We start from the raw sequence: 23424 nt of genomic DNA, 5'->3' as shown, positions 1-23424 counted from the left end.
GCGCCGGATGTGGACGCCGCCGCGTTCTCTTTTCGTGCCGTATTTTCGAGGGAAGCTCGACCGTAGGAGGTCGGACGGATCCCGGGACGACGTTTCTGTCGGCCGGGAGCTCCGAGAGGGGCCTACTCGCCCCGGTTCATGACCGGCTTCACGGCCGCCACGATGTCCTGCAGCTCGTCCGAGCGCGAGGCGCCCGAGACGTTCAGGCGCGTATAGAGGTGTTCGGCCTTGTGCTTCAGCGCGGCCTCGGGGAAGCGGTTGCCGGCCCCATGCAGGTTGTTGGCCTCACCCGCATAGATGATCGTCCCGTGCGCGTCGACGAACACGAAATTGCCGGCGATCGTCGTCCGAGGATCGCGATCCTCGGCCAGCTTGTAACGGTAGACGGCGCCCGATGCGCCTTGCAGATCGATATATTGTTTCACTGGGACCTCGCCTCAATGCACACGGCGTCGGCGGCGAGGAGGTGAGGGGCGCCGGAGGCCAAATTATGACCTTAGGCCGCTAACCTTGCTGAGGAATCGCCGCGTGCGATCTTCCTTAGGCGATCCCAGCACGGCGGCGGAAGGGCCTTGTTCAATTATAACGCCGTCATCCATGAACAGCGTCCGATCCGCCACATCCCGCGCGAAGTCCATTTGGTGGGTCACGATGACCATGGTGCGCTTCTCGGCGGCCAGGTCGCGGATCACCGTCAGCACCTCGCCGACCAGTTCCGGGTCGAGCGCCGAGGTCGGTTCGTCGAACAGGATGACCTCGGGATCCATGGCCAGCGCCCGGGCGATCGCGCAGCGCTGCTGCTGGCCGCCGGACAGCTCGCGGGGATAGGCGTCGACCCGATGGGCCAGGCCGACCTTGGTCAGCAGGGCCCGGGCTTTCTCGTGGGCTTGCGCCGGCTTGACGCCGCGCACCACGATCAGGCCCTCGGCCACGTTCTGCAGGGCCGTGCGGTGCGGGAAGAGGTTGAAGCTCTGGAACACGAAGCCGACCCGGCCTTTCAGGGCGCGGGCCAGGGGCGGCTTGGACCCGGCGGTTACGCCGGCCACGGTCAGGGTCCCGCCGTCGATCAGCTCCAGCCCCGCCAGGCAGCGCAGCAGGGTGCTCTTGCCCGAACCGCTGGGGCCGATGACCGCGACCACCTCGCCGGGCGCGACGGTCAGGTCGACGCCGTTGACGACGGTGGTGGCGCCGAAGCGCTTGATCAGGCCGTTGGCCTCGATGGCGCTCCCCAAGAGGGTGGTCATCGGCGGCCCTCCGCCTGGCGTTCCAGCCGGGTCTGGCCCAGGGCCAGCAGGCTGGAGAGGATCCAGTAGAGGGCGGCGGCCGCCAGATACATCGCGAAGATCTCGTAGGTGCGGGCGGTGATCAGCTGGGCCTGGCGGAACAGCTCGGGCACCTGGATGGTGGCGGCCAGCGAGGTGTCCTTGACCAGGCTGATGAAGCTGTTGGACAGCGGCGCGACGGCGGTGCGGGCGGCCTGGGGCAGGATCACCCGCCGCAGGGCCTGGCCGCGGCTCATGCCCAGCACGCTGGCGGCTTCCCACTGGCCCTTGTCGACGGCGGCGATGGCGCTGCGCAGGATCTCGCCCGCATAGGCGCCGATATTGATCGAAAAGCCGATCCCCGCCGCCAGCAGCGGCGGCAGCTGGACGCCCAACTGCGGCAGGCCGTAGTAGATCAGGAACAGCTGCACCAAGAGCGGCGTGCCCCGGATCGCCGAGACGTAGACCGCCGCCGGCCAGCGCAGCAGCGGGCTGCGCGACAGCCGCATCAGCGCCAGGCCAAAGCCGATCACCAGCCCCACGCCCATGCCGATCAGGCTGAGCAGCACCGTGTAGCCCGCGCCTTTCAGCAGCAGCGGGGCGGACTGGGCGATGAGATCGAGGGCGGGGTTCATCGGGGAATGGCCGGGGACAGGCGCATGCGCCTGTCCCCAATCATGGAACGAGCCGGATTCACTTCGTCACGTCCTGCCCGAACCACTTGGTCGAGATCGCCGCCAGCTGGCCGTTGGCGCGCAGGGCGTCGATGGCCTGGTCGACGGTCACCTTCATGGCCGGGTCGCGCAGCATGGCCACGCCCATGCCCTGGCTGGCGAACGGCGGGCCCGAGGCGACGAAGTCGGGCGTGGTCTTGACGAAGTCGGCGGCCACCAGACGATCGTTCAGCACCGCGTCGATGCGGCCGGCCTTCAGGTCCTGGTACTTGGTGGGATCGTCGTCATAGGTGCGCACGACGGCGGTCGGGACATTGGCCCGCAGCCAGCTCTCGTAGTTGGTGCCCAGGCCCACGCCGACCTTCTTGCCCGCCAGGTCGGCGGGCGTGGCGACGCCCGTCTGGCCCTTGCGGACGATGATCTGGATGCCCGAGACGGTGTAGGGCCGAGAGAAGTCGTATTTGGCCGCCCGTTCCGGCGTGATGGTGATCTGGTTGATCACCACGTCGATCCGCTTGGACTCCAACGCGCCCAGCAGGCCCGCGAACGGCGAGGGGTGGAACTCGGCCTTGACCTTCATCTGGGCGGCCAGGGCGTTGGCGAAATCGACCTCGAAGCCGGCCAGCTGGCCGTCCTTGTCCTGGAAGTTGAACGGCGGATAGGTGCCTTCCAGCCCGACGCGCAGGACCTTGGTCGCCTCGACGCGCTTGAGCCCGCTCTCGGCGACGTTCCCAGTCTTGCCGCCGCAGCCGGCGAGGGCGGCGGTCGCTCCCAGGGCCAGGGCGATCAGGAGTTCACGACGAGCGGGGAATCGCATGCGAGCCTCGGAAGACGAAAATCATCGACGCATTTCTATACGCCCGGCGCGCCGCCGCCAGTGGCAAGCGTCGCCGCCGCTACCGCTGGGGCTCACCTGACCGAGATTTAACCTGACGCCGGGGCCGCGCTCTGGCTTCCTGCGAGGCTGTACTGTCGTTGGGGGAATTCCGTTGGCTCAGTTCGATCCGGTCGCCGCCACCGCGGCCTATCTGGCGCAACTGCCGCCCGAGGCGCACGCCAAGGCCACGGCCTACACCCAGGGCGGCCACTGGCTGCTGTTGTGGGGCTTCCTGGTTTCGGTGCTGACGGCGTTCCTGATCGTGCGCAGCGGCGTGCTTGTCGGGCTGCGGCGACGGCTGGAGCGGCGCAAGTCGCGGCCGGTGCTGGTCAGCCTGGTGGTGGGCGTCGTCTATCTGCTGGTCGACAGCGTGCTCAGCCTGCCGTGGTCGGCCTATGCCGGCTGGTGGCGGCAGAAGCAGTACGGCCTGACCAGCCAGGCCTTCACCGGCTGGCTGGGCGAGGCGGCGATCGACATGGCGATCGGCGCGGTGCTGTTCGGCCTGTTCCTGACGGCGCTTTATGCCCTGATCCGCAAGGCTCCGCGCACCTGGTGGCTGTGGAGCGGCGGGCTGACGGCGGTGTTCATCACTATCCTGATGGTGCTGTCGCCGATCTATATCCAGCCGATCTTCAACCAGTACACCCCCGCGCCGGCCGGTCCGGTGCGCGACCAGGTCGTGGCCATGGCCAAGGCCAACGGCGTCCCGGCCGACAAGATCTTCGTCTACAACGGCTCCAAGCAGTCCAACGCCTACACCGCCAACGTCTCGGGCGCGTTCGGCTCGGCGCGGGTGGCGATGAGCGACACCATGTTCAAGCAGGGCGCGGACCTGGCCGAGGTGCGCGGCGTCGTCGGCCACGAGATGGGCCACTACGCCCACCATCATTCGCTGTGGATCGCGGGCGTGATGAGCCTGCTGGCGATCCTGGCCTTCTTCCTGGTCGACCGCCTGTTCGCGCCGGTCTCGGCCCTGTTGGGCGCCGACACGGTCAAGGGTGTCGCCGACCCCGCCGGCCTGCCGGTGCTGAGCGTGATCATGGCGGCGCTGTCGCTGCTGGGCACGCCGGTGACCAACAGCCTGATCCGCATCGCCGAAAGCGACGCCGACCACTACAGCCTGGTCCACTTCAACGAGCCGGACGGCCTGTCCAAGGCCCTGGTCAAGACCATCGAATACCGCGCGGCGACGCCTAGCCGGCTCGAGGAGGTGCTATTCTACGACCACCCGGCCGTGGGCAATCGCATCCGTCGGGCGATGGACTGGAAGGCGGCGCACCCGAAGTCGGAGGCGCTCGCGTTCGATACGGCCGCAGCCAGACGGGCGTTCGCTGGCCAAGCCGTCGCTCTGCAGCGGACCTTGCCGGTGGGCACGGGCGACCTGGTCCTCAGGACCGACGGAACCTGGTTCCAGAGCCAGGACTTTGGCTCAAACCAGGGGCGCTTTGGCATCGAAGGCGACAAGCTGTGCCTGTTCGACGCCGGACCGCCCCGTTGTTACGTCATCGGCCGTTCGACGACGGGGTGGACGCTGGCGGGCCACGGCATGCCTGCGACGCCGGTCGTCTTCCAGGCCATCAAGTAGATCGGACCTACCGCTTCCTGACGAACACCGTGCCCGCCGAATAACCCGCGCCGAAGCTGCAGATCAGGCCCGTCTCGCCCGGCGCGAAGTCGTCGTTGGCGGTGTGGAAGGCGATGATCGAACCGGCCGAGCTGGTGTTGGCGTAGGTGTCCAGGATGATCACGTTCTCGCCGGGCTCGGGATCGCGGCCCAGCACTTTTCGCGCGATGAGATCGTTCATGTTGATGTTGGCCTGGTGGAGCCACAGGCGCTTGAGGCCCGTGGGGTCCACGCCGATGTCGCCGGCGTGCTCGACGATCATCTGGCTGACCATCGGCACCACCTCGCGGAACACCTTGCGGCCTTCCTGCACGAACAGCTTGTCCTTGGCGCCGATCCCCTCGGGGGCGGTGCGATTGAGGAAGCCGAAGTTGTTGCGGATGTTGTTCGAGAACTCGGTCTTCAGCCGTGTGCCCAGGATCTCCCAGCCGCCGGTCGCCTGGCTTTCGTCTTCCAGGATCACGGCCGTGGCCACGTCGCCGAAGATGAAATGGCTGTCGCGGTCGGTGAAATTCAGATGGCCCGAGCAGATCTCGGGATTGACCATCAGCACGGCCTTGGCGCTGCCGGTGGCGATGAAGTCGGCGGCGGTCTTGATGCCGAAGGTGGCCGACGAACAGGCGACGTTCATGTCGAACGCAAAGCCCTCGATGCCCAGGGCCTGCTGCACCTCGATGGCCATGGCCGGATAGGCGCGCTGCATGTTCGAGGCCGCACAGATCACCGCCCCGATCTCGGAAACGGGCTTGCCCCAGCGGGCGATCGCCTGCCTGGCGGCCTCGACGGCCATTTCGGCCAGGATCGAAATCTCGTCGTTGGAGCGCTCGGGCAGGATCGGGCGCATGACCTCGGGGTCGATGATCCCGGCCTTGTCCATCACGTAGCGGGCCTTGATGCCCGAGGCCTTCTCGATGAATTCGGGCGAGGAGGGGGCCAGCGCGACGACCTCGCCGGCGGCGATCGCCTCGGCGTTGGCGGCGTTGAAGCGCTCGACGTAAGCGTTGAAGGCTTCGACCAGCTCGGTGTTCGAAACGCTGAACGGCGGGGTGTAGAGCCCCGTGGCGACGATGACGGCTTTAGGCAAGGCGGCGGTCCCGGTGACGCTGGCGCGCCTCCCTCTGAAAAGGTTTGGGAGCGCGGCTCTGACTTTGTGACCGATCAATAGCACGCCTGACGTGGGCGTCACCTTTCCCCGCGCGGCAGGGAAGCCACACCCTGTGGCTTTCGACGCGGAATACGGAACGTTTTCGCGCCGCCACAATCGCCACGGACGTGTCGAGATCGACACCCAATGGCCCCAAACGGGCGCGCCAGGGTCCAAAGGCGGCCCCATGGCGAGGCTATCCAGGTCAGGTCGAGGCGCTCCCCCTGCCTCGCTAGTGCCAAGGAGTACAACAATGAAAACTCTCATGACGGCGGCCGCCCTTACCGGGTCCTTGGCCGCCCTTTCGGTCGCCGCTGTTCCCGCCCTGTCGCAGGCTCAAGAGGTCTATGGGACCCTGGGCTACGCCGGTTCCCGCGCCGAGGGCGCCGACACCGGCGCGGTGCAGGGCCGCCTGGGCGCCAAGCTGACCCCGCACTTCGGCGTCGAGGGCGAGCTGTCCGGCGGCGTCAAGGACGACAACATCGACCAGGCCGGCGTCCGGTCCAACATCGAGCAGACCCACCAGGCCGCGGTCTACGGCGTGGGCTTCCTGCCGGTGACCCCGAACATCGACCTGCTGGCCCGCGTCGGCTACGGCAACAGCCAGTTCAAGCAGACCGTGGCCGGGGTCGAGAACAAGTTCGACGCCGACAGCGTCAACTACGGCGTCGGCGCCCAATACAAGGTCGACGACAAGAACGGCGTCCGCGTCGACTACACCCGCCAGCAATACCGCGACAACGACGCGGCCGACGCCAACGTGGTGTCGGTGGGCTACGCGCGGAAGTTCTAGGCCCAAAGCCCGAAACCTGGGCTGAAACGAAAGACGCGCGCCTCCTTTCGGGGGCGCGCGTCGTCGTATCAGGCGGTCTGAGCGCGGCTCAGACCGGGATCAGCTGAACACTTCCGCGGCGTCGGCGCCGCCGGCGTGCGGCGACTTCGGGTCGGGGCCGAAGCGGTTCGGGCCCGGCGTGCCGGGCAGCAGGTAGAAGACGATCAGCACGATCCAGCCGAGCAGCGGGATCAGGCCGATCAGAATCCACCAGGCCGAGCGGTTGGTGTCATGCAGGCGGCGGAAGGCCACGGCGATGCTGGGGACCAGCACGGCCAGCGAAAACAGCAGGTTGAGGATGCCGATCGGATCCATCCGATTGCTTTCCAACGACTCGAAGCCGCCGGTCGCCACGCGCAGAATGCCGATGACGATGCCGACGATGAAGCAGAACAGCGAGAACAGCCAGTATTCCGAGCGACGCGCGCGGCCGTTGAAGTCGGCGTATTTCTTGAACGGCTGGAACATCAGCGACATGACGAATTCCCAAAAAGCCGCCCGCTCCCTGGCGGACGCACAACCTTGGGCAGGAAAACGGGCGGCGTAAACACCCAAAGACGCCGGCGCCCGTCGCGCCGTGACCCTACGTCGCCCTTGACGCTCGAAGCGTGGAGCGTGACGCTGGCGTCAAGTTTTCGGGAGGAAGCGTCGTTTGGACAAGGCGCTGTTGGTCCAATTGCTGGGCTCGGCCGTGGCCGTCAGCCTGCTGGTCGCCATCGCGGCCTGGGCGCGGATTCCGCGCGCGACCCCGCCGCTCGACGCCGACGGCGCCCGGGCCCTGCTGGCCGTGGAGTTCCCCGACGAGCGCATCGACGCCCTGTGGATCGCCGCCGACGGCGCCGGCCTTGTGGCGCGTTCGGGCGACCGGGCCCTGGTCGCCTGGCGCAAGGGCGACGGCTATGTGGCCCGCGACCTGGCCTGGACCGCCGCCCTGGCCGCCAAGGCCGACAAGGGGTTCCTCGTCCTCAAGACCGCCGACGGCGCCCCGCGCCTGGCCCTGAAGGACGGCGTCTGGCCGCCCCCCCAACTTGTTTCGGCCGAATTCGCGTCCCGGGAAGCCGTCGCATGAAGACCTTCGACCCCGTGCAGATGGCCATCCCGTTCTTCGTGCTGGCCGTCATCCTCGAGATCGTCCTGGCCCGGATGGGCAAGGCCAACGCCCGCTACGAGGCCAAGGACACCGCCATGTCCCTGACCCTGGGCCTGGGGAGCAGCATCGCCGGGGCGATCCTGGGCGGGGCGATCTTCGCCGCCACCGTGTGGGTCTGGCAGCATCGGATCTTCACGATCCCGATGACCGCCGTCTGGGCCTGGGTGATCCTCTTCTTCGCCGAGGACCTGACCTACTACTGGTTCCACCGCATCGCCCACGAGCGGCGCTTCTGGTGGGCCAGCCACGTCAACCACCACACCTCCACCCACTACAACCTGTCGACGGCCCTGCGGCAGACCTGGACGGGCGGCGTGGTGGGCACCTGGCTGCTGTGGCTGCCGCTGTCGTTCCTGGGCTTCCCGCCGGCCATGGTGGCCATCCAGAAGGGGATCAGCCTGATCTACCAGTTCTGGATCCACACCGAGGCGATCAAGCGCATGCCGCGCTGGTTCGAGGCGGTGTTCAACACCCCCTCGCACCACCGGGTGCACCACGCCCGCAACGCCCGCTACCTGGACGCCAACTACGCCGGCATCCTGATCATCTGGGACCGGATGTTCGGCACCTTCATCCCCGAGGTCGACGAGGAGCCCTGCCGCTACGGGACGGTGAAGAACCTGGCCAGCTTCAACCTGCTGACCAACGTCTTCCACGAGTTCATCGGCATCGGGAAGGATGTGGTCCGTCATCCGCGCCACGCCCTGGGCTATATCTTCGGCCCGCCGGGCTGGAGCCACGACGGCTCGCGCGACACGTCCCACACCCTGAAGGCGAAGTGGCGGGCGCGGCTGGAGCGCGAAGGCACGGCGGACGCGGAGATCAGGGCCGCGGAGTGAGCCGCGGCGCGAGGAACTCGCCCATGAGCCGGGCCGCCTGATCCGCGTGGGTCTCCAGCAGGAAATGCCCGGCGTCGAAGACGTGGGCTTCCATGCGCGGAAGCGCCGCCAGCCAGGACGAGACCTCCGCCAGGTCGAAGAACGGATCGTGCCGGCCCCACAACAGCAGGGCCGGCGGCTGATGCGCGGCCAGGTAGGACGCGATCTCGTCGAACCGCGCCACGTGGCTGGCATAGTCCGCGATCAAGGCGCGCTGGGTCTCCATCCGGCCTGGCAGGCCCATGACGCGCCAGTCCTCGGCCCAGACCCGGGGATCGATGCGCGCGGCGAGCTCTGCCGGCAGGCCGCCGACATACTGCTCGCGCAGGCCGTCCGGGGTGAGATGGGCGGTGGCCGCCGCTTCGTTCCGGGCGTCGGGCGCGGACCAGAATTCCAGGGTGTCGGCCCATTGAGGACCAAGGCCCGAACGATGGGCGTTGGCGTTCTGGATGACGAGACCACGGACCTTATCCGGCGCGCGCATGGCCAGCCGCAGGCCGACGGGCGCGCCGAAGTCGTGGAGGTAGATGAAGCGTTCGCCGACCTCCAGCCGCTCGAGCAGTTCCTCGACGCAGTCGCTGAACGCCGAGAACGACGGCCGATCCAGCACGTCCGAAGCGCCGAAGCCGGGCAGGTCGGGCGCCACCACATAGGCCAGCCGTGACAGCGGTCCGATCAACCGGCGAAAGGTCCGGGACGAACTGGGGAAGCCATGCAGCAGCACCAGCGCGGGCCGAGCCCTGTCGCCCGCGGTCCTGAAGGCGAGATCGATCCCCTGAGCGAGGCGCATCGTCTGGAGGGCGGGTTCGCCGGGCGGGTCGGAGGTCATGAGGCCTACCGCCGCTCGCGGCCCACCAGCCAGCAGGTCGCCGCCCAGGCCGAGCCCGCGGCCCAGCCGCCCAGCACGTCGTTGGTCCAGTGGACGCCGAGGAACACCCGGCTGAAACCGACGGCGGCGGCCGTCGTCGCCCCCACGGCCAGGCCGTAGGCCCGCAGCGCCGTGCCTTTGGCTCCCTGCGCGAACAGTATGCCCAGCGACAGAAACGTCGCGGCCGACAGCAGGGCGTGGCCGCTGGGGAAGCTCTCGTTGACCGCCTCGGCGGCGCGGTATTCGGCCGGCGGCCGGCTGCGCTTGAACAGGTTCTTCAGCCCCTCGCTCAGCACCAGGGCGCCGGCGAACACGCCCGCCGTCAGCAGGGCCTCGCGGCGCTTGCCGGCGATGGCCAGGCCGCCGGCCGTCACCGCCGTCAGTCCGGCCAGCACGGTGATCCCGCCCAGGGCGCTGGTCTCGGTCAGGCTTTCCTTGAGCCACCGGGGGCCGACGGGCTCGGCAGGGTCACCGTCGGTCCGCAGGGCCTTGAGAATCTTCCAGTCGGACGCCTGGCCGTCGGCCTCGTTCTGGTCGTCGGCCACGTCCTGGAACACCGCCAGCGCCACGCCCAGCCCGAGCAGGGCGGCCAGGGCGAAGCCTTCGGTGCGGGGGTTCAGGTAGTGCCGGGCGCGATGCATCAGGCTTGAATGTGCGCGCCCGGCCGCCGTTCCCTCGGCGATCCGCCCAATCCGTCAATCGATCTTGACGAAGGGCGTGGCGCCGCCGGTCACCTTGGGCAGTTCGCCGTTCCACTTCTCGATGGCCAGCTGCTGGAGGATCTGCGGGTTGGCGCGGATCGCCTCGCCCTTGATGCGAATGGATTCGGCCTCGCCGCGCGCCTTGGCGATCGCGGCGTTGGCCAGGGCCGTCTCCTTGGCTTCCAGCGCCTTGGCGGCCAGGGCTTCCTGCTCCAGCTGGGTCTTGTTCTGCATCTGCTGGATGATGGCGTCCGGATAGCGGATCGAGCCGATCCAATCCATTTGCGAGACCGTGACGCCGTGTTTGGCCCACTTGCCCGACACCCGGGCGAAGGCGCGCTGCATCACCGCCTGGCGGCCGCCGCTGTAGAGCGTCTCGACCCCGACCTTCTCGGCTTCGGCCGCGACGGCCGAGCGCACGTCGTTGCGGATCGGGCCGTCCAGCAGCTGGTCGAACGACAGGCGGTAGGTCTGGTAGAGGTTGGGCGCCGAGGCCGGGTTGACCTGCAGGGTCACCGATACGTCCGCCGTCATCGGCAGGCCGGTGTTGTCGGAGAAGGTGATCTCCTCGTTCTCGTTGCCGCGCTCGTCCTTCTCGCGCGTATAGCTGTAGGTGCGCTGGATCACCGGATACTGGACGATGCGCTCGCCGATCCCGCGGAAGTACCAGCGGGCGGGCAGGGGCTCGGGCGAGACGCCGGCGCCCGAGCCCAGGGTCTTGATCTTCACGCCGGCGTTGCCGGGCTCGACCGTCGTGCTGTGCGAGGCGACGCTGCAGGAGCCCAGCACCAGGACCAGCAGACTGACCCCGCCGATGGCGAAGTTGCGCCCCGTCGCCTTCACCCTGGCGCGGGCCTTGGCGGCCTTGGTCTGGAAGTCTTCGGTCATTCCCCGATATCCCCGTTGGTCGATTGGCGAGTCTTGTTGATGTCTTTGAGCATGATCGACGCCAGCAGCCCCAGACCCACGACTCCGAGGGCGAAGGCGATGGGCGCGGCGATCAGGCCGATGTCGGTGGCCGAACCCCAGAGCGGGCCGACGATGACGCGGATCAGGACGATCGCCAGCGACACCCAGGCGACGAGATAGGCCGTGGCCTTTGCATAGATCATCACGCCCTCCGTCGAGCTCTCGGCGGCGCCGTGCGGCGGCCAAGCCCAGGTCAGAGTGGCAAGTCTTGTCAAGCTACGCACGTGAAACCTTGTCCACAGACACGTCGTCGCCGCTTCCGCGGAGAGCCGGCCAGCGAGGCCGGGCTTAGAGGGCGGCCTCGATCTCGCAGCGGACCCCGTCGGACGCATAGTCCAACTGCGTCCGGCCGGCGAATTCACGCATCAGGCCGGAGAGACAACGATGGCCAGTCAGCAGGTGAAGGACCAACGCGTCGGCCGCCGGGGCGTCGTTCGGAGCCTCACGCGCAGAGATCGCTCCACTGCCGGTCCAGCACGTCGCCGCCGTCGATCTCCTCCAGCGCCAGGGCGCCTTGCGACCAGACGAAGCGCTCGGCGCCGTCGAAGCCGTCCTGTTCCTCGACGATGTCGACCTCGCCGCAGACCGAGGGGATCTCGCCGTCCCAGTGGACGAAGACCTTGCCGAAGTCGACGGCCTGGGCCTGGGGGAAGCGGCCAGCGACGGCGATGCGGGCGCCCTCGATGGCCTCGGCGTTGTCGGTCCCGCGATCCGCGACCGGGGTCTGGGTGTCGCGCAGGAGATAGGCGGTCACGCCCGCGCCGAGACCGGCCAGGACGAGGATCGCGACACCGCCGACGATCAGATGCATGCGGGAAAGGTTCGCCACGCCGGCTAGTCCCGCAGCAGCGGCAGGCTCAGGCCCATGGCCGGCCGCGCCGTCAGGATCTCGCGGCGGAAGCGGAACAGCTCGGCCGGGCGGCCGCCGGTGTCGGCGTCCTGGCGGCCCAGGCCCTCGACCAGGTCCTCGCGCTCGACCACGCGGCGGAAGTTCTGCTTGTGCAGCGGCACGCCGGCGATGGCCTCGACCGTGCGCTGCAGAGCCGAGAGGGTGAACTCGGCCGGCATCAGCTCGAACACCACCGGGCGGTACTTGATCTTGCCCCGGATGCGCGAGAGGCCGGTGGCCAGGATGCGGCGGTGGTCCGAGATCATCGGCTCGCCCAGGGCGGCCGACAGGGCGGCGGGCTCGGCCGGGTCGTGGCCCTCGGCCCGGGCCCGGTCGCGGGCGGCCTCGGGGGCCAGGCCGGCCTCGTAAAGCAGCTCGTAGCGCTCCAGCACGCGTTCCTCGTTCCACGGCGCGCCGTCCAGGGCGAAGGCCAGGCGGGCGCGCGACCACTTGCCGGCGTCCTCGCCCGCCCAGCGGCGCAGGGCGGGGGCGATGGCGTCGTCCAGCAGGGCGGGGCGGCCGTGACGCCAGTCCTCCCATGGGAAGAAGGCCGACCACGGGGCCCAGGCGGTGTCGGGGACCTGGGTCTCGACGGCGGTGGGGGTCAGGCCCAGATAGCCGACCGAGACGACCCGGGCGGCGCCGGCCCCCATCTCGGCGCGCGGCGCGTCGCGGCCCTCGTCGCCGAAGGTGTAGAGCTGCTCGACATAACCCAGCTGGAACCGGGTCTGTTCGGTGACGAAGGCCCGCAGGCCCAGCTCGAAGGTGCGGTGGCCGGCCGGGTCGAACGGACCGAACGGCAGGCCGGGCAGGGGACTGGCGACGTCGGTCACCGCGTCGTGCGGCCGGACCGTCAGCACCACGGCCTCGCCGTCGCGGATGGCCACCACCACCGCCGACAGGCCGATGACGACCGAGGTGGAGGTCCCGCCGGTCATTCGGTCTCGAACGCCGCGCCGGGCGCGGACTCGAAGCCGGCCGCGCGGGACAGCACATGGAAGCGCTGAACATAGCGGGCCTGGGCCTCGAACGGCGGCAGGGGCAGGATCTTCAGGTCGTAACCGGGCGGCGGCGCGCCGAAGATCGCCAGGGACTCGGCGTGATCGAACCCGGCCAACTGGGTGGCCTCGAAGAAGGCGCAGGCCCGGTCGGCCTGCTTGATCAGCTTCTTGATCATTGGCGGGGTCTTCACCGGCAGGCCGAAGCGGATGTGGATGGCGTCCTCCAACCGGGCCTCGAAGTCCTTGTAGCTGACGCCCAGGGCCGCCTTGAACGGGCTGATCATGTCGCCGATCACATATTCGCTGGCGTCGTGCAGCAGGGCGGCCAGCCGCCATTTGGGCTCCAGGTCGGGCCGGATGTGGGCGGCGATCTCCTCGACCACCACGCTGTGCTGGGCCACCGAGAAGCCGTGCTCGCCCGTCGTCTGGCCGTTCCAGCGCGCCACCCGGGCCAGGCCGTGGGCGATGTCCTCGATCTCGATGTCCATGGGCGAAGGATCCAGCAGGTCGAGCCTGCGTCCCGACAGCATGCGCTGCCACGCCCTGGGCGGAGTTTTATGCAGCCCTTTGGCCACGAATTCGTTCCTTACGGTGAAGGTGCAGGCCTTACCCAGTCTGGACTGGCCCATCGATTGAGAAAGATCAATGAGGGCCGGGTCGTTGCCTGTGGAAATGCCTTCGCCGTTTGGAATGCTTGGACCGGGAGATCGATCATGAGCTGGATGAGAATCATGGCGCCGCTGGCTGGCGCCGCCGCCGATCGAGGGCTCCTGGAGGCCGCCAGGGTGCTGGCCGAGGGCTTCGACGCGGAGCTGGCCTGCGTCCACGCGCCCGCCGACATGGCCGACCTGATGCCGTGGATGGGCGAGGGCTTCATGGGCGGCGTGCAGGTCACGGCGCTGGAAAGCCTGAAGGAGGCGGCCGTCGAGGGCCATCACGCCGTCGACAAGCTGGTGGCCGAGCTGGGCTACGCCCGCAGCAAGGCGATCAGCCTGGAATCGCCGGTCTGGGCGGGCCTGGCCATGGAAGGGCGGCTGTCGGACGTGATCGTCTTCGACAGCGCCGCCGCGCGCGGCAAGGGTCCGCTGGCCGAGGCGTTCCAGCAGATGATCGCCGACGAGCAGCGCCCGGTGGTGGTCGCTCGTCCGGGCCTGAAGGTCGGCGGGACCGTCATGGTGGCCTGGGACGGCGGCAAGGAGGCCAGCCGGGCCATGCGCACGTCGCTGCCGCTGCTGCAGAAGGCCGCCAAGGTCGTCGTGGCGGGCGCGCCGGACGCCTCGTCGCGCAGCTTCGCCCTGGAGCGCCTGGTCGAGTTCCTGGCCGCGCGCGGCGTGACCGCCACCACCAAGGTGGTCGAGGGCTCGGGCGGCGACGCGGCCGGGCTGCTGCTGGGGGCGGCCAAGGACGTCGGGGCCGACTTCCTAGTGGCGGGGGCCTTCGGCCACCCGCGCCTGCAGGAATTCATCTTCGGGGGCACCACCCGAAGCCTGCTGAACAACGACGGCCCCTCGCTGTTCCTGTCGCACTAGAGTGTTGTTTTCGTGAAAGAAGGAGGACGTAAAATGTCCCTGTCACGCATCGTCATGCGCCTGGCCCGTAATCCCGGCACCGAGTTCGCGGGAGGCGACGATCACCGGGGCTACGCATTGACCGCGCCGCTCACCGAGGATGGCTTGCTGGACGCCGCGGCCTACGCCAAGGCCAAGGACGACTGCGTGGTGCGCCGCTTCGCCCCGGACGAGGACGCCGCCGACGGCCGCCTGAACCGACGCGGCGAGCGCTGGTTCTTCGACTATGACGAGGATGTCGAGCTGGACGACGAGCCGGTCCATCGCCTGGGCCAGCACCGCTTCGCCCTGGGCGAATACGTCACCGTCACCGACGAGGACGGCCGGCCGCTGACCTACAAGGTGATGGAGGTGACGCCGGTTTAGCCCCCGACGTTGTGGCGGACCAGGGTCTTCATGTCCTCGAAGATGTCGTGGTCGCTGCCGTCGCGGCCCCTGGCCTTGACCACGGCCACGGCCAGGGGGCCGCCCTTGGGACCGCGGGCTTCGTAGCCGACCACTCGGTAGCCGCTCGCCGCCTTGTCGCTGGCCAGGATCAGGGTGGCGCGCACGCCGTCGCCGCCCTTGCGCTGACGGATCTGGGCGCCGTCGTCGGTGGCGTGGATCTCGGTGTCGCCCTCTTCGTCGTTGCTGGACTTGACGCTGACGTTCGAATTGCCGCCGCTGGTGCGCTCGGTGACGTGCTTGACGGTGTCGCCGTCGCGGACGGTGACGTTCTTGGCCACCCGGACCTCGGCGCCGTCGTCGTTGGCATTGATCGACAGGCCGCCGATCTTGATGTCGGCGCCCTTGTCGTGGGCGTCGATCTTAATGCCGGGCAGGCTGATCTTGGCGCTCTCGCCGCGCGGCTTGCCGTCGGGCGGGGTCGGCGTGGAAGGCGCCTTCATGACCGGCATCAGGGACTTCAGGTCGGCCTCGATCGGCGCCAGGGCGGCCTCGGCGTCGCCGCCGTTCAGGGCGACCAGGCTCAGGGTGACCTCGGCGTTCTGGCCGGCATAGAGGCAGCTCTGGCCGTCGGCGGCGGCGCTGACGCGCTTCAGCTCGCCCTGCCGTTCGGGGCAGTCCAGCTTGCTGATCGCCCGTAGCGGAGCGCGCTTGCCCGAGACCTTGTGGTCGTCGTGCGAAACCTCGACCTTGGGCGAGCAGGCGGCCAGGGCCATCAGGCTCACGGCCAGCAGCGGCAGGTAACGCATCAAAGGAATCTCCCGTTCGGCGCGAACGTGATCTGGCGGCGGGCGGAAATCCAATGAAATCGCGGTAACGGCTATTGCCCCGGCCGCGCGCCCGACCCTTCGCGGCGCGCCAGGAAGGCCAGGCGCTCGAACAGATGGACGTCCTGCTCGTTCTTCAGCAGGGCGCCGTGCAGCGGCGGGATCAGCTTGGTCGGATCCTTCTCGCGCAGGGTGGTCTCGTCGATGTCCTCGACCAACAGCAGCTTCAGCCAGTCCAGCAGCTCGGACGTCGAGGGCTTCTTCTTCAGGCCCGGCACCTTGCGCATGTCGTAGAAGATCCGCAGGGCCTCGGCGACCAGCTTCTGCTTGATGCCCGGGAAGTGCACGTCGACGATGGCCTGCATCGTCGCTTCTTCCGGGAAGCGGATGTAATGGAAGAAGCAGCGCCGCAGGAAGGCGTCCGGCAACTCCTTCTCGTTGTTCGACGTGATGATGATGATCGGCCGGACCTTGGCGGCGATCGTCTCGTTGGTCTCGTAGACGTAGAACTCGTTGCGATCGAGCTCCTGCAGCAGGTCGTTGGGGAACTCGATGTCGGCCTTGTCGATCTCGTCGATCAGCAGCACGGGGCGGACGGGGGCCTCGAAGGCCTCCCACAGCTTGCCCTTCTTGATGTAGTTGCGGACGTCCTTGACCCGCTCGTCGCCCAGCTGGCTGTCGCGCAGGCGGGTCACCGCGTCGTACTCGTAGAGGCCTTGCTGGGCCTTGGTGGTCGACTTGATGTGCCAGGTCAGCAGCGGCGCGTTCATCGCCTTGGCCACTTCGTAGGCCAGCACCGTCTTGCCGGTGCCGGGCTCGCCCTTGATCAGCAGGGGACGTTCCAAGGCCACGGCGGCGTTGACAGCTACCTTCAGGTCGTCGGTTGCGACGTAATCGGCGGTGCCTTCGAAGCGAGAGCTCATGCGGTTTCCTGACGGCGTCTGGAATAAGGACGCCTCGAACAGTTGTTCAAATCAGGACCAACCTACAGACCAACGGTCGATCGGATCAAGCCGGCTTGTGGTCCCGCTTCGTCGCGGGGTTTCAACGGCTCGGACGGCTTGCGGTGGCGGCGGGCCACCGACGGCGGATCGCTGGCCGGAAAGCTGTCCTCCAGCCCTTCTTCCAGTTGCTCCTCGAGGTCTTCGACCTGATCGTCGAGGTCGGAGTCGGACTTGGCGTCGGGCATGGTCGCTCTCCTGTCGCCTCCAAATCTAGGCGTCGAGCGATCCGGCTTCAATCTCGGCCGGCCGTCTTGGAGGTCTCAGCTTTCCTCGGCGTAGCCGAGGGATTCGATGTCGTCGTCCGCCAGTTCGGTGGATTCGAAGTCGGCGGCGCTGTCGTCGTCGTCCGAGATGGAGCCCTCGACATCCTCGTCGTCGCCGGCGATGGCGCTGAGCGGCTCGCGCTCGACGTCCAGGCCCTCGTCGTCGCGCTCGCCTTCCAGCTCGTCGTCGATGTCGTCCAGATCCTCGTCGTCGAGCAGATCGTCGGTGTCGTCTTCGTCCTCGTCAGCGTCGCCCTCCGCCTGGGTGACGTCCAAGACGTCGTCCAACTCGTCGAAATTGGCGATGTCTTCGCCGTCCTCGGTCAGGTTGGTTTCGTCCAGGGCTTCCGCGCCATCCTGGTCGTCATAGTCGATGTCGGTGGGCATGGCGGGGCTCCCTGAAGCCAAAGAACGAAGGCGAGGGCGGCGCCCTCGGTCCCCGATTCAACCCGCCGTCCGCGACGATTGTTCCGTGAATTTCAGGTGAAGGGCGCTAGGCGAAGGGGAGGGCGTAGCCCTTGGCGAGCAGGCGCTGGGCCATCTCCTCGCGCCGGGCAGGCCAATCTTCCGCGAGCAAGCCCAGTCCGACCACGTCGGCCGGCGCGCCGTCCTTGACCACGTGGTGGCGGAACAGCGCCTCGCGCTGGAAGCCGTAGCGCTCGTGCAGCTTCCAGACGCTCTCGTTGGACAGCAGCACCTCGCACCACAGCTTGTCGAAGCCCAGGGTCCGGAAGACGTACTCGATCATCCAGAACTCGATGTACGAACCGACGCCCAGGCCGCGCACCGACGGGCTGGCCAGATAGTAGGCCCAGGCGCAGCGACGGTTGCGGGCGTCGATGTCGGCCAGGTTGGCCAGGCCCACCGGCTCGCCGTCGACCTCGATCACCCAGTAGCGACGGCGGGCGTCGCCGGCCATGCCGTCGAACCAGCGGTCATGCTCGGCCTGGCCGATCCTGTGGTCGGAATACATGAAGGCCGCGACCTCGGGACTGTTGCGCCAGTCCAGCAGCCTCTGGCGGTCGCCTTCGGTCACGTCGCGAAGGACGACGGCGTGCGAGGCGACGGCGTCCGAGGCTTGCAGGGTCATACGCGGCGATCTCCCCCCAGGGCGGCCAAGTCGGGCCGGCTCCGCACGAAAGCCCGCACGTCGTCCGAGGTAAAGGCCGGATTGGTCGCGTAGAGTTCGTCGTACACCGCGCGGACGAAGTCCAGGTCGTCCGGCCGATCGACCGTCCAGCGCACGTCGCCCTCGTCGGCGGCCTGCTCGAGGCCCTCGATCCTGAACCGGTTGGGATGGCGGTAGAGGAACGGCGTGACGTGCTCGTGGTCGTAAGGATCGACGGTCTCGTCGGCGGCGATCTTCAGGGCCACGGATTCGAAGACCTCGACGTCCAGGCCCTTGGCGAAACTGCGCCGGATCGGGGTGTTTGAGGTGTAGTCGGCGCCCGAGCGCTCATGGAGCGCCAGGGTCTGGTCGATCACGCTCGGATCGGCGAGGGGGCAATCGGCGGTCAGGCGCACCACGGTGCGGATTGGCCCGAAGGCTTCGATCACGCCGATATAGCGGGCCAGCACGTCGTCAAGCGAGCCGCGGAACACCGGAACGCCGGCGGCGATCAGGCAGACGGCCAGCGGGTCGTCGCTGGCCTGGTCCGAGGTGGCGACGACGATCCGCTCCAGCCGGGTCGCGCGCTTGAGCCGTTCGATCTGCCTCAGGATCATCGGCGCCCCGGCCAGGTCGGCCAGCACCTTTCCGGGAAGCCGTGTCGAAGACATCCGAGCTTGGAGTATGGCGAGCGGCAATGGCGTACCCAAGGTTAGGACGGGATCTTGAAGCCCGGACACCGGTGTTCCTCTACCGTTGAAATGCGGTGGCCTCGTGGCGGAGCCTGCCGGCTCAAGCGGTCGGGAAGCGCTCGCGCAGGGCGGCGCCGACCTCTTGCATGGTCGGATTCCAGTCGTTGTAGTCCGGCGTGATGAAGCAGCGGGTCTGCGGGTACCAGGGGTAGTTCTGGGCGCCCAGGCGGGTCCAGGACGAGGCGCCGGTCAGCATCCAGATCGGCGCGCCGCACGCGCCGCCCAGGTTGGTGGTGGCGTTGGAGAAGCCGACGATCATGTCCATGGCGCAGCACAGGGCGGCGACGTCGTCGAGGTCCATCTTCAGGTCGATGCCGGGCGGCTGCCAGATGTCGACGCCGAACTGCTCCTTGGCCAGGGCGATCTCCTCGCTGCAGTCGCCGTACTGCAGGTTGACGAAGGTGAGGCCCGGAGCCTCGAAGACCGGCCGCCACAGCATGAAGGGCGAGAACTGGCGGGCGCGTTCGCCGTTCAGTTTCAGGCTCTTCCACAGCAGCCCGACCTTGGGGCCCGCCGGCGCCTTCTCCAGCTCCCGGCGCCAGTGCTCGACGCGGACGGGATCGGCGGTCAGGAAGTTCGGACGGTTCGGGAACGCGTCCAGGCTGGAACGGAAGGGCTCCAGCAGGGCGCCCATCGGCGTCCAGAAGTCGATGCCGCTCCAGTCCTCGATCTCGGGCGCGCCCCGATAGACCCGGCCTTCATACGCGACCGTCTTGTGCGGATAGATGACAGCGTCTGGGAAGGAGCGCTGGAACAGCGGGACCAGCCGGCGCTCGACCGCCAGGGTTAGGGCGCCGTCGGGACCCAGGGCCTCGATCACGTCGGGCAGGACGTTGGCCAGCATCACCTCGTCGCCCAGGCCCTGCTCGGCGCAGATCATCAGCGACTTGCCGGCCAGGTCCATGCCCGGACGCCAGCGCGGCGCGGTGATCGTGAAGCGCGGCGCCTCGACCAGGTCGTTGGAGAAGCGGACTTCGTATTCCTTCCAGCCTTCCGCCACCCGGCCCAGGGCCAGCAGGATGGTGGCGCGGCCGAACTGGATGGTCGCCAGGTCCTCGGCGTCCTCGGCCAGGGCGATGGCCCGGTCGCAATCGGCCAGCGCGCCCTCGACGTCGCCGAGGTCGAGCTTGGCGTAGGCGCGGTTGTGATAACCCTTGCCGAATTCGGGGTTCAGCCGCAGCGTTTCGTCGAAGAAGGTCACGCCGGTCTGGCCGTCGCCCAGGCTGCACATCACCGTGCCCAGGGTGTTCCAGAGCAGCGGCTGGTCCGGATGGGCCTGGATCGCCGGACGAAGGACGTCGATGGCCTCTTCGCAACGATTGAGGTCGCGCAACGCGCAGGCCAGGTTGTTGATGCCTTCCAGGGCGCCGGGGCGCTCGTTCAGATAGTGCTGGAAGAACTTGACGGCGAGCTCCGGCATGCCGATGCGCAGGGCCAGTCGTCCCAGGTCGCCGGCCACCGGGCCATGGTTGGGCAGCAGCCTCAGCGCCGCCTCGTAGCAGTGCATCGAGCCGGCGAAGTCGTCGGTCTTCTCCCGCGCGATGCCCAGGACGTGCCAGGCCACGCCCAGCTTCTCGTCGCGCTCCAGTGCCTTGAGCGCCAGCTTCTGGCCCTTGGCGAAATCGCGGCTCTGCATGGCCTGGATCGCGCGGGCCACCAGCTTGGCGGTGTCCTGGTTGCGCACCTCGTTGACCTGACGATCCAGCCGCGCGAGGGCGTCGGCCGAAGCGGAATCGCCGATGGCCGTCGCCTTCACCCCCAGATGAACGGCGTTGGCCACGGCTTCCTGGCCCTGGGCGAGGGCGCTGGCCGAAATCTGGGTGTCGCGACTGCGGGACATCTATTGAAGCCTTGGCGATTGGAGAGAGTCATCCTCTGGGTCAGTATGCTTAATTGTATCCTAAGCTGCGTCCCACGGCCGCAGGCCTGGCAAGAGGACGTTAACCGCCTTCGCCTAGCTTGCGCTCTGAAGCCGTTATCTCAACGGGTCGGGGGCGACACAGCAATGCAAGAGGGAGCGGCCTTGTGCCATTGAAGCTGTCGCTGAAACCCGGCGAGAAGTTCGTGCTGAACGGCGCGGTGGTCCAGAACGGCGACCGTCGCGGCGTCCTGGTGCTTCAGAACAAGGCCTCGGTGCTGCGTGAGAAGGACATCATGCAGCCCGACGAAGCCACCACGCCGGCGCGTCGGATCTATTTCCCGGTCATGATGATGTACCTGGACGAGGTCAACGCCGAGCGCCAGTACGAGGAATTCGCCACCCGCCTGACCGAATTCATGGGCGTGGTGCGCAATCCCGACGTGCTGACCGACTGCATCGCCATCTCCAAGCACGTGATGGCGCGCGAGCACTACAAAGCGCTCATGCTGAGCCGCAAGCTAATCGAGTACGAAGATCAGAGGTTGGGGCATGTCTCTTAGGGCCTATCAACAGACGGCGACGCGCACCGAGAATCCGCGCGAGATGGAATATCGTCTGTTCGGTCAGGTGACGCGCGCGCTGATGGCCGCGTCCGAAGCGCCGGCGGACGACATCGCCACGCGCATCGACGCGCTCGACTGGAACCGTCGGGTCTGGTCGGCGCTGGCGACCGACTGCTCGCTGCCGGAAAACACCCTGCCGGTGCAGCTGCGCGCCAGCATCATCTCGCTCAGCCTGTGGGTCGGCCGCCACTCCAGCGCCGTGATGCGCAAGGAGGAGGATTTCGAGCCGCTGATCGAGATCAACCGCATGATCATGCAAGGCCTGGCGGGCCGCGCCGACGCGGCCTGATCCTCGAGCTCCGAGGGCCGGGGAGGGCGCTTTCAGTCCACCGGCAAACCTTTCCGGAAAAACCTGCCGCCCGGCGAATTCTGCATTCGCCGGGCGGTTTCGTATCTGGCCCGAGGCTGGAAAATATCCAGCAAAATCAGCATCTTAAAAATACCGCCGAAGTGGCGCCGAGTGGCCCGCCGCTTGCGATGGGTTCCGTGGGCAAAACGCCCGACCGGCAAAACGCCGGGGCAATCCTCCCAAAATGGCGAGAACCACCATGCTGAACTCGATCAACACCAATGCCGGCGCAATGATCGCGCTGCAAAACCTGAACTCAACCAACGCGGAGCTCCAAACCACTCAGCAACGCATCAACACCGGCAAGAAGATCTCCAACGCCAAGGACAACGGCGCGATCTGGTCGATGGCTAAGATGCAAAGCGCGACGTCGCAATCGCTGAACGCCGTGAAGGATTCCCTCCAGCGCGGTCAGTCCACGATCGATGTCGGCCTTGCCGCTGGCGACACCATCACCGATCTGCTCGGCAAGATGAAGGAAAAGGCCCTGGCCGCTTCCGACACCTCGCTGAACACCGCTTCGTTCAAAGCCCTGGTTTCGGACTTCACCTCGCTGCGTGACCAGATCACCAAGGCTGTCACCAACGCCAAGTTCAACGGCGTCAGCCTCGTTGACGGCACCACGTCCAAGCTGCAGTTCCTCAGCAACTCGGACGGTGTCGCCTACACGGTGGCCGCCAAGACCCTGTCGCTCGTCGGCCTGGGTCTGGCTGCAACGTCGACCTTCACCACCGCCGCCGCGGCCAAGACCATGATCGACACGATCACCAAGTCGATGACCACGGCGACGAACAAGTTGGCGAACCTGGGCACCAGCTCGACCGGTCTGGACATGCATCTGACCTTCACGGGTAAGCTGCAGGACAGCCTGGACGCGGGTGTCGGTAACCTGGTCGATGCGGACCTGGCCAAGGAAAGCGCCAAGCTGCAATCGCTGCAGACGAAGCAGCAACTGGGCGTTCAAGCCCTGTCGATCGCGAACCAGACGCCTCAGTCGATCCTTTCGCTCTTCAAGTGATCGGCGACTAGGCTTCAAGAAGCGATCAAAGCCGGACGGTCCAAGGGCCGTCCGGCATTTCTTTTTTCAGGGACCAGGGTTCGTCGAATTGTCCGAGCCCAGCCTGAAATTGCCCGGCAAATTTTACCTAGATCGCGCCGCGCCCGGCAAATAGTGCCGATCAAATATATAGTAAACTAAACTATAACTCTGATATTTCAGCGCGTTGACTATTTTTGCCTAGTGGGCAGTTTTGGCCCGATCATTGCTACCTAGTTCCTCGAGCAAAATGCTCCCGGCAGTCAAAATGACGTCGGAACCCTTGAATAGGAACTGTCGCGATGCCGCTGAATAGCATCAACACGAACGCTGGCGCGATGATCGCCCTGCAAAACCTGAACGCCACCAACAGCGAACTCCAGGTCACGCAGCAACGCATCAACACCGGCAAGAAGGTCGGTAACGCCAAGGACAACGGCGCGATCTGGGCGATGGCCAAGAACCAATCGACCACCGCCAACTCGCTGAACGCCGTGAAGGACTCGCTGCAACGCGGCCAGTCGACCATCGACGTGGCCCTGGCCGCCGGCGACACCGTCACCGACCTGCTGGGCAAGATGAAGGAAAAGGCTCTCGCCGCTTCCGACACCTCGCTGAACACCTCGTCGTTCAACGCCCTGAAGTCCGACTTCAACAGCCTGCGCGACCAGATCACCAAGGCCGTCACCAACGCCAAGTTCAACGGCGTCTCGATCGCCGACGGCTCGACCACCAAGCTGGCCTTCCTGGCCAACTCGGACGGCTCGCAGTTCACCGCCG

General features: G+C 67.4%; 29 protein-coding genes and 1 pseudogene. 10 read left to right on the top strand and 20 right to left on the bottom strand.

What is annotated here, in order from left to right; all coding sequences use genetic code 11:
- Positions 1–122 precede the first annotated feature (122 nt).
- From AC1DYP_RS07760 to tcyJ, 4 genes are all read right to left on the bottom strand, one after another.
- A complete protein-coding gene (locus tag AC1DYP_RS07760; protein ID WP_477034845.1) occupies positions 123–425 on the bottom strand; it encodes a hypothetical protein in 303 nt (100 codons plus the stop codon).
- A 63-nt stretch (positions 426–488) separates the two neighbouring features.
- Complete coding sequence (locus AC1DYP_RS07755) at positions 489–1244, bottom strand: amino acid ABC transporter ATP-binding protein (RefSeq protein ID WP_477045847.1); 756 nt, start codon at positions 1242–1244, stop codon at positions 489–491.
- Positions 1241–1897 carry a cystine ABC transporter permease gene (tcyL, locus tag AC1DYP_RS07750; RefSeq protein WP_477045846.1) on the bottom strand — a complete coding sequence of 219 codons (657 nt, stop codon included), beginning with the start codon at positions 1895–1897 and terminating at the stop codon, positions 1241–1243. The genes AC1DYP_RS07755 and tcyL overlap by 4 nt, the downstream gene beginning before the upstream one ends.
- 58 nt (positions 1898–1955) lie before the next feature.
- Complete coding sequence (gene tcyJ / locus AC1DYP_RS07745) at positions 1956–2753, bottom strand: cystine ABC transporter substrate-binding protein (protein ID WP_477045845.1); 798 nt, start codon at positions 2751–2753, stop codon at positions 1956–1958.
- Positions 2754–2925: 172 nt separating this feature from the next.
- Here tcyJ and AC1DYP_RS07740 point away from each other — a divergent pair, with 172 nt between their 5' ends.
- On the top strand, positions 2926–4398 hold the full coding sequence (locus AC1DYP_RS07740; RefSeq protein WP_477045844.1) for a M48 family metalloprotease: 1473 nt from the start codon (positions 2926–2928) through the stop codon (positions 4396–4398).
- Positions 4399–4405: 7 nt separating this feature from the next.
- On the opposite strand, the gene AC1DYP_RS07735 is transcribed toward AC1DYP_RS07740, so the two are convergent.
- Positions 4406–5521 carry a beta-ketoacyl-ACP synthase III gene (locus AC1DYP_RS07735; protein WP_477045843.1) on the bottom strand — a complete coding sequence of 372 codons (1116 nt, stop codon included), beginning with the start codon at positions 5519–5521 and terminating at the stop codon, positions 4406–4408.
- Between the two features lie 313 nt (positions 5522–5834).
- On the opposite strand from AC1DYP_RS07735, the gene AC1DYP_RS07730 reads away from it, so the two are divergent.
- Positions 5835–6374 carry a porin family protein gene (locus AC1DYP_RS07730; protein ID WP_477034851.1) on the top strand — a complete coding sequence of 180 codons (540 nt, stop codon included), beginning with the start codon at positions 5835–5837 and terminating at the stop codon, positions 6372–6374.
- 99 nt (positions 6375–6473) lie between these two features.
- Here the strand turns inward: AC1DYP_RS07730 and AC1DYP_RS07725 are convergent, their stop codons facing one another.
- Positions 6474–6890 (bottom strand): DUF805 domain-containing protein, encoded by a 417-nt coding sequence (locus AC1DYP_RS07725; RefSeq protein ID WP_477045842.1) that lies wholly within the window; start codon positions 6888–6890, stop codon positions 6474–6476.
- Positions 6891–7065: 175 nt separating this feature from the next.
- On the opposite strand from AC1DYP_RS07725, the gene AC1DYP_RS07720 reads away from it, so the two are divergent.
- Both AC1DYP_RS07720 and AC1DYP_RS07715 read left to right on the top strand, forming a co-directional pair.
- The gene (locus AC1DYP_RS07720; protein WP_477045841.1) at positions 7066–7482 is read left to right on the top strand and encodes a hypothetical protein; all 417 of its coding nucleotides are present in this window, start codon (positions 7066–7068) and stop codon (positions 7480–7482) included.
- Positions 7479–8402: a sterol desaturase family protein gene (locus tag AC1DYP_RS07715; protein WP_477045840.1), complete on the top strand. Its 924-nt coding sequence runs from the start codon at positions 7479–7481 to the stop codon at positions 8400–8402. Before AC1DYP_RS07720 ends, AC1DYP_RS07715 begins: the two co-directional genes overlap by 4 nt.
- Here AC1DYP_RS07715 and AC1DYP_RS07710 read toward each other — a convergent pair.
- The 7 genes and pseudogenes from AC1DYP_RS07710 to AC1DYP_RS07680 form a co-directional block, all read right to left on the bottom strand.
- Complete coding sequence (locus AC1DYP_RS07710; protein WP_477045839.1) at positions 8386–9270, bottom strand: alpha/beta fold hydrolase; 885 nt, start codon at positions 9268–9270, stop codon at positions 8386–8388. The two genes, AC1DYP_RS07715 and AC1DYP_RS07710, sit on opposite strands and share 17 nt — an antisense overlap.
- Positions 9271–9275: 5 nt before the next feature.
- Complete coding sequence (locus AC1DYP_RS07705; RefSeq protein ID WP_477034856.1) at positions 9276–9950, bottom strand: phosphatase PAP2 family protein; 675 nt, start codon at positions 9948–9950, stop codon at positions 9276–9278.
- Between the two features lie 54 nt (positions 9951–10004).
- Positions 10005–10898: an SPFH domain-containing protein gene (locus tag AC1DYP_RS07700; RefSeq protein ID WP_477034857.1), complete on the bottom strand. Its 894-nt coding sequence runs from the start codon at positions 10896–10898 to the stop codon at positions 10005–10007.
- Positions 10895–11122, bottom strand: coding sequence for a hypothetical protein (locus AC1DYP_RS07695; RefSeq protein ID WP_477045838.1), 228 nt, complete (start codon positions 11120–11122; stop codon positions 10895–10897). Before AC1DYP_RS07695 ends, AC1DYP_RS07700 begins: the two co-directional genes overlap by 4 nt.
- Positions 11123–11421: 299 nt before the next feature.
- Positions 11422–11808: a hypothetical protein gene (locus AC1DYP_RS07690; RefSeq protein WP_477045837.1), complete on the bottom strand. Its 387-nt coding sequence runs from the start codon at positions 11806–11808 to the stop codon at positions 11422–11424.
- A 5-nt stretch (positions 11809–11813) separates the two neighbouring features.
- A pseudogene (locus AC1DYP_RS07685) lies at positions 11814–12864 on the bottom strand (NUDIX hydrolase).
- Entirely contained in the window at positions 12803–13444 is a 642-nt protein-coding gene (locus tag AC1DYP_RS07680) for a YfbR-like 5'-deoxynucleotidase (protein ID WP_477045836.1), read from the bottom strand. The pseudogene AC1DYP_RS07685 and the gene AC1DYP_RS07680 overlap by 62 nt, the downstream one beginning before the upstream one ends.
- Positions 13445–13582: 138 nt before the next feature.
- On the opposite strand from AC1DYP_RS07680, the gene AC1DYP_RS07675 reads away from it, so the two are divergent.
- Positions 13583–14398 carry a universal stress protein gene (locus AC1DYP_RS07675; protein ID WP_477045835.1) on the top strand — a complete coding sequence of 272 codons (816 nt, stop codon included), beginning with the start codon at positions 13583–13585 and terminating at the stop codon, positions 14396–14398.
- Between the two features lie 33 nt (positions 14399–14431).
- The gene (locus AC1DYP_RS07670) at positions 14432–14803 is read left to right on the top strand and encodes a hypothetical protein (protein WP_477034862.1); all 372 of its coding nucleotides are present in this window, start codon (positions 14432–14434) and stop codon (positions 14801–14803) included.
- On the opposite strand, the gene AC1DYP_RS07665 is transcribed toward AC1DYP_RS07670, so the two are convergent.
- The 7 genes from AC1DYP_RS07665 to AC1DYP_RS07635 form a co-directional block, all read right to left on the bottom strand.
- Positions 14800–15630 carry a hypothetical protein gene (locus AC1DYP_RS07665; RefSeq protein WP_477045834.1) on the bottom strand — a complete coding sequence of 277 codons (831 nt, stop codon included), beginning with the start codon at positions 15628–15630 and terminating at the stop codon, positions 14800–14802. The genes AC1DYP_RS07670 and AC1DYP_RS07665 overlap by 4 nt on opposite strands.
- A 71-nt stretch (positions 15631–15701) precedes the next feature.
- Positions 15702–16571: an AAA family ATPase gene (locus tag AC1DYP_RS07660; protein WP_477034864.1), complete on the bottom strand. Its 870-nt coding sequence runs from the start codon at positions 16569–16571 to the stop codon at positions 15702–15704.
- A gap of 62 nt (positions 16572–16633) precedes the next feature.
- The gene (locus AC1DYP_RS07655) at positions 16634–16837 is read right to left on the bottom strand and encodes a hypothetical protein (RefSeq protein ID WP_477045833.1); all 204 of its coding nucleotides are present in this window, start codon (positions 16835–16837) and stop codon (positions 16634–16636) included.
- A 75-nt stretch (positions 16838–16912) separates the two neighbouring features.
- On the bottom strand, positions 16913–17302 hold the full coding sequence (locus tag AC1DYP_RS07650) for a primosomal protein (RefSeq protein WP_477045832.1): 390 nt from the start codon (positions 17300–17302) through the stop codon (positions 16913–16915).
- Positions 17303–17408: 106 nt separating this feature from the next.
- On the bottom strand, positions 17409–18005 hold the full coding sequence (gene pseH / locus AC1DYP_RS07645) for a UDP-4-amino-4,6-dideoxy-N-acetyl-beta-L-altrosamine N-acetyltransferase (protein ID WP_477045831.1): 597 nt from the start codon (positions 18003–18005) through the stop codon (positions 17409–17411).
- Positions 18002–18721, bottom strand: coding sequence for a cytidylyltransferase domain-containing protein (locus AC1DYP_RS07640; protein ID WP_477045830.1), 720 nt, complete (start codon positions 18719–18721; stop codon positions 18002–18004). Before AC1DYP_RS07640 ends, pseH begins: the two co-directional genes overlap by 4 nt.
- Before the next feature lie 94 nt (positions 18722–18815).
- Positions 18816–20615, bottom strand: coding sequence for a tetratricopeptide repeat protein (locus AC1DYP_RS07635; protein WP_477045829.1), 1800 nt, complete (start codon positions 20613–20615; stop codon positions 18816–18818).
- Between the two features lie 185 nt (positions 20616–20800).
- Between AC1DYP_RS07635 and flbT the strand changes: the two genes are divergently transcribed.
- The 4 genes from flbT to AC1DYP_RS07615 all read left to right on the top strand — a co-directional run.
- Complete coding sequence (flbT, locus tag AC1DYP_RS07630) at positions 20801–21196, top strand: flagellar biosynthesis repressor FlbT (protein ID WP_477034870.1); 396 nt, start codon at positions 20801–20803, stop codon at positions 21194–21196.
- Positions 21186–21548, top strand: a complete 363-nt coding sequence (gene flaF / locus AC1DYP_RS07625) for a flagellar biosynthesis regulator FlaF (RefSeq protein ID WP_012286916.1) — start codon at positions 21186–21188, stop codon at positions 21546–21548. The genes flbT and flaF overlap by 11 nt, the downstream gene beginning before the upstream one ends.
- Before the next feature lie 259 nt (positions 21549–21807).
- Positions 21808–22626, top strand: coding sequence for a flagellin (locus AC1DYP_RS07620; protein WP_477045828.1), 819 nt, complete (start codon positions 21808–21810; stop codon positions 22624–22626).
- A gap of 320 nt (positions 22627–22946) precedes the next feature.
- The coding region (locus AC1DYP_RS07615) for a flagellin (protein ID WP_477045827.1) at positions 22947–23424 on the top strand (478 nt) is incomplete at its 3' end.

It is taken from the genome of Caulobacter sp. P1_D6, assembly GCF_056406095.1.
The sequence above is the reverse complement of the archived record's forward strand: the minus strand, read 5'-3'. Positions and strand labels throughout refer to the sequence as shown.